Source organism: Candidatus Eisenbacteria bacterium (genome assembly GCA_035577985.1).
In the GTDB taxonomy this organism is placed as follows: Bacteria; Desulfobacterota; Binatia; order DP-6; family DP-6; genus DATJZY01.
In genome coordinates, this window is sequence record DATJZY010000110.1 from 1 (window position 1) to 4,219 (window position 4,219).

Below are 4,219 nucleotides of genomic sequence, written 5' to 3' on the forward strand. Positions count from 1 at the left end.
TGCGTACGCGTTGACCGGCCGCCTCACGGAGGCCGTGCCGCTGCTGGAGGACGCCGTGGCGTGCTTGTCCCGTAGCCTGCACGTCGGGGCGCTGCCTATGGTCTACCTCGGGGAAAGCTATCTGCTGGCGGGACGGAGTGCGGATGCGAGCGTCATCGTCAATCGCGCGCTCGAACTGGCGGTCAAACGGCAGGAGCGCGGCTACCAAGCGTGGGCCTTGCGGCAGCGAGGCGAGATTGCTGCGCATGCAGAGCCGCTAGACGTCGACGGTGCCGAGGCCGCCTATCGGAATGCCACCACGTTGGCTGCCGAACTCGGAATGTCGCCGCTGCGTGCCCAGTGCCACCTGGGGCTGGGCCGGTGCTATCGCCGCGCCGGACGCCGCGCCGAGGCGCGCGCCGAGCTGTCAATTGCCGCCGACCTCCTGCGCGCGATGGACATGTCATACTGGCTGCCGGTGTGTGAGACAGAACTGCGAGCGTCGGGCTGCTGAATGCGCGCTCAACACGTGCCCGCTAACTATGACAAGTCCCGCGTTAATGCAGACTACCCGGTGTGGGTAGTGGCGACGGCATGCATGACAGGGAGATTGACCGGAACACGGGAAGCCCACGCGATGAGGGCGTGAGACTCAACCGACAACCCGCGAGGGTCAGGTCGGGTACGTCTCGGGTCCATCACGAGAACGTCATTATACCAAATCGAGATCGATGCTAGACATTGCTGATCGGTCCATGCTATCGGAGGGACGAGGGCGGACATGATGGATCATCGGCGGTTCGGACAGACGGGTTTGCAGGTCCCGGCGATCGGCTTCGGCTGCTGGGAGATCGGCGGCGGCTACGGGCAGGTCGAGGAGGTGGAGTTCACCCGCGCCATCGGGCGCGCCATCGACCTTGGCATCAACTGCTTCGACACCGCCGAGGGGTACGGCCTGGGTGCCTCAGAGCGCGCGCTCGCGAAGGCGCTCGGCCGGCGCCGCCGGGACGTGATCCTCGTGACCAAGTTCGGCATCGGATACCGGGACAAGCCGAACATGCGCGACTCGAGCCGCGAGCGCGTCATGGCGTCGGTCGAGAACAGCCTGAAGAACCTCGGCACCGATACCATCGACGTCTATCTCATCCACTGGCCGGACCGCCGCACCCCGTTCGAGGAGACGATGCGGGCCCTCGAGGATCTCGTCCGGCAGGGGAAGGTCCGCTTCGTCGGGGTCTCCAACTTCAAGCGCGAGGAGATCGAGGCGTGCATGCGCGTGCGGCGCGTGGACGTCGTTCAGTACGGCTGGAACCTGTTCGACCGCCGGATGCAGCGCGACGTCTTCCCCTATTGCCGGGACCAGGGGATCGGCGTCATGACGTACGGGTCGCTCGCCTACGGCCTCTTGACGGGTACGTTAACCGAGAACGTCGACTTCGGGTCCGGCTCGGATGATTGGCGCGCCCGGCGGGGCAACCTCGGATCGATCACGGCCTTCCAGACGCTCTTCGGCCCCGAGTACTTCCCGCGGAACGTGCGCGCGGTGGAGGAGCTGAAGGGCGTCGCGGCGCGCTACGGCCGGAGCTTGCCGCAGCTCGCGCTCCGCTGGGCGACCTCGAACCCGGTCGTCAACACGGCGCTCGTCGGCTGCCGCACCGTCGCCGAGGTCGAGGACAACGTCGGCGCGCTCGGCTGGTCGATCAGCGAGGCGGACCTCCGCGAGATCGACGCGATCTTCGCACGCCACGGCGTGAACACCGTCCCGGACGGCTGGATCGACGAGGGCACCTGATCACGGAGTGGTTCGCGAGACGGTTCCATCGGAAGGAGGCAAGCCATGAGCGACCGCTTCGTCCCTCTGACGCCTCGCATCGGCGCGAAGGTCACGCTCGGCCGCGAGGACGTGCTGAACCCCGCGAACGCGGACGACATCAACGAGGCGCTCGAGCGCTACGGGGTCCTGGTGTTCCCCGAGATCGGTCTCAACGACGAGGAACAGATCGCCTTCAGCAACAACCTCGGCGAGATCGTCGCCATCGGGACCCGACGCCCGGATGGTACCCGGGACCCCGTGTACAAGATCTCGGTCGACCCCAAGGAGAACCCTTCGGGGGCCCAATACATAAAGAACACGATCGGCTGGCACATCGACGGCCTCTTCGAGGACGGTCCGCCGCCGCAGGCAACGCTGCTCTCCGGCCGGCGCCTCTCGGCGACCGGCGGGCAGACCGAGTTCTGCAGCACGTACGCGGCCTACGACGATCTGCCGGAGGCGGAGAAGGACTACTACGACATGCTTCGCATCGTGCACAGCCTCGAGGCGTCGTATCGCGCGACGCATCCGAACCCGACCCCGGAGGAGCAGGTGGCCTGGCGCAAGGTGGAAGCGCAACGGGACCGCATGGGACGACGGGGCGAGAAGGAGCATCCGCTCGTCTGGCATCACCGCTCGGGACGGAAGTCGCTCGTCCTCGGCATCGCGGCGGCCCGCGTCGTGGGCATGCCCGAAGCCGAGAGTCGCGGGCTGCTCGACAAGCTGAACTCCCACGCGACGCGCCGCGAGAACGTCTACCGGCACGAATGGACGGTCGGCGATCTCCTCATGTGGGACAACTGCGGCGTCATGCATCGGGTCATCCCATACGATCCGGATTCCGGGCGGTTGATGCATCGCACGACTCTGTACGGGGTCGAAGGGATCAAGGGAGTCGAACCGTTCAAGGCGGTCGAACGGGCCAGCTGACGAATGGGTCAGGAACTGTCAGGAAGAGTCGCGATCGTCACCGGCGGCGCGAACGGCATCGGCCGGGCGACGGTCGAGCTCTTCGTGGAGGAAGGCGCCGAGGTCGTCATCGCCGACGTGGACGCGGCGCGCGGCGAGGAACTGGCGGCGAGGCTCGGGGCCGCGGCCGCCTTCAAACGGACCGATGTCGCCAATGCGGACGAGGTCCAGGAGCTCGTCGATTTCGCCGTGGCGCGGTTCGGCGGGCTTCACGTCATGTTCAACAACGCCGGAATCGCCAGCTCGTTCCGGCGCTTCCTCGATGACGATCTCACGGACTTCCGGCGGGTGATGACCGTGAACCTCTTCGGCGTCATGATCGGCAGCCAGCGCGCCGCTCGACACATGTCGAAGAACGGCGGTGGTGTGATCATCAACACCACGTCGATCGGTGGAATCAATGCCGGATCGGGATTGACGGTCTATCGCGCGGCGAAGGCCGCCGTCATCCACTTCAGCAAATCGATCGCCGTCGACCTGGCTGAGTACGGGATCCGCGTGAACTGCATTGCGCCGGCTCACATACCCACTGCGATCAATGCTTCCTTGAACTACGCTCAGGTCGTGCGTGTCATGCAACCGCTCCAGCGCGTGGGGCAGCCGAGGGACGTGGCGAATGCCGTCCTGTACCTGGCAAGCGAACGCGCGGCGCAGATCACCGGGATCGTGCTGCCGGTGGATGGCGGAACGACCGCCGGCCGCCCGCCCGGCCCGCTCAAGGACTTCATGGCGGCGCGCTCCGATGCGCAGGCACGGTAATTCTCGGGCGCAGGATCCGCGGCTCGCTTGATGGCCTCATCATCGGAGTGGGAGGGTCCGGATGTCGGCTGACATCGTCATCCGCGGGGGAACCGTCTTCGATGGGAGCGGCGCACCCGGTCGAGCCGCCGATGTGGCGATCACGGGGGGTGTGATCCGCGAGATCGGGCCGAAGCTCCGGGGGAAGCGCGAGTTGGACGCGTCGGGCTGCGCCGTTGCGCCCGGCTTCATCGACATCCACACGCACTACGACGCGCAGGTGTTCTGGGATCCGGCCCTGAGGCCGTCGTCATCGCACGGTGTCACCACCGTGGTGGCGGGCAACTGCGGCTTCACGATCGCGCCCACCCGCCCGGAGCACCACGACGTGATCGTGCGCACGCTCGAGAACGTCGAGGACATGAACCCCGCGACGCTGACCGCGGGCATCTGCTGGGAGTTCGAGACGTTTCCCGAGTACCTGGAGCTGGTCCGCCGGCGCGGGACCGTGCTCAACTTCACGGCGTACATCGGTCATTCCGCGCTGCGGCTCTACGTGATGGGGGATGCGGCCTACGAACGCGCGGCCACGGCCGAAGAGATCGAGCGCATGTGCCAGCTCGTGCGCGAGGCGATCGATGCGGGCGCAGCCGGATTCTCGACCAGCTTTTCGTTCGCGCACCGCGGCGTCGACGGCAAGCCGGTTCCGAGCCGCTTCGC

General features: G+C 66.8%; 5 protein-coding genes. All 5 read left to right on the forward strand.

Annotation, left to right across the window (positions count from 1 at the left end; translation table 11 throughout):
• Positions 1 to 493: adenylate cyclase (locus tag VMS22_15565; protein ID HXJ35451.1), on the forward strand; the 493-nt coding region annotated here is incomplete at its 5' end.
• Between the two features lie 267 nt (positions 494 to 760).
• Positions 761 to 1,771, forward strand: a complete 1,011-nt coding sequence (locus VMS22_15570) for an aldo/keto reductase (protein ID HXJ35452.1) — start codon at positions 761 to 763, stop codon at positions 1,769 to 1,771.
• A gap of 45 nt (positions 1,772 to 1,816) precedes the next feature.
• Positions 1,817 to 2,722, forward strand: a complete 906-nt coding sequence (locus tag VMS22_15575; GenBank protein ID HXJ35453.1) for a TauD/TfdA family dioxygenase — start codon at positions 1,817 to 1,819, stop codon at positions 2,720 to 2,722.
• 3 nt (positions 2,723 to 2,725) lie between these two features.
• Positions 2,726 to 3,520, forward strand: a complete 795-nt coding sequence (locus VMS22_15580) for an SDR family oxidoreductase (GenBank protein HXJ35454.1) — start codon at positions 2,726 to 2,728, stop codon at positions 3,518 to 3,520.
• A gap of 61 nt (positions 3,521 to 3,581) precedes the next feature.
• On the forward strand, positions 3,582 to 4,219 hold a 638-nt coding region (locus VMS22_15585; protein HXJ35455.1), incomplete at its 3' end, for an amidohydrolase family protein.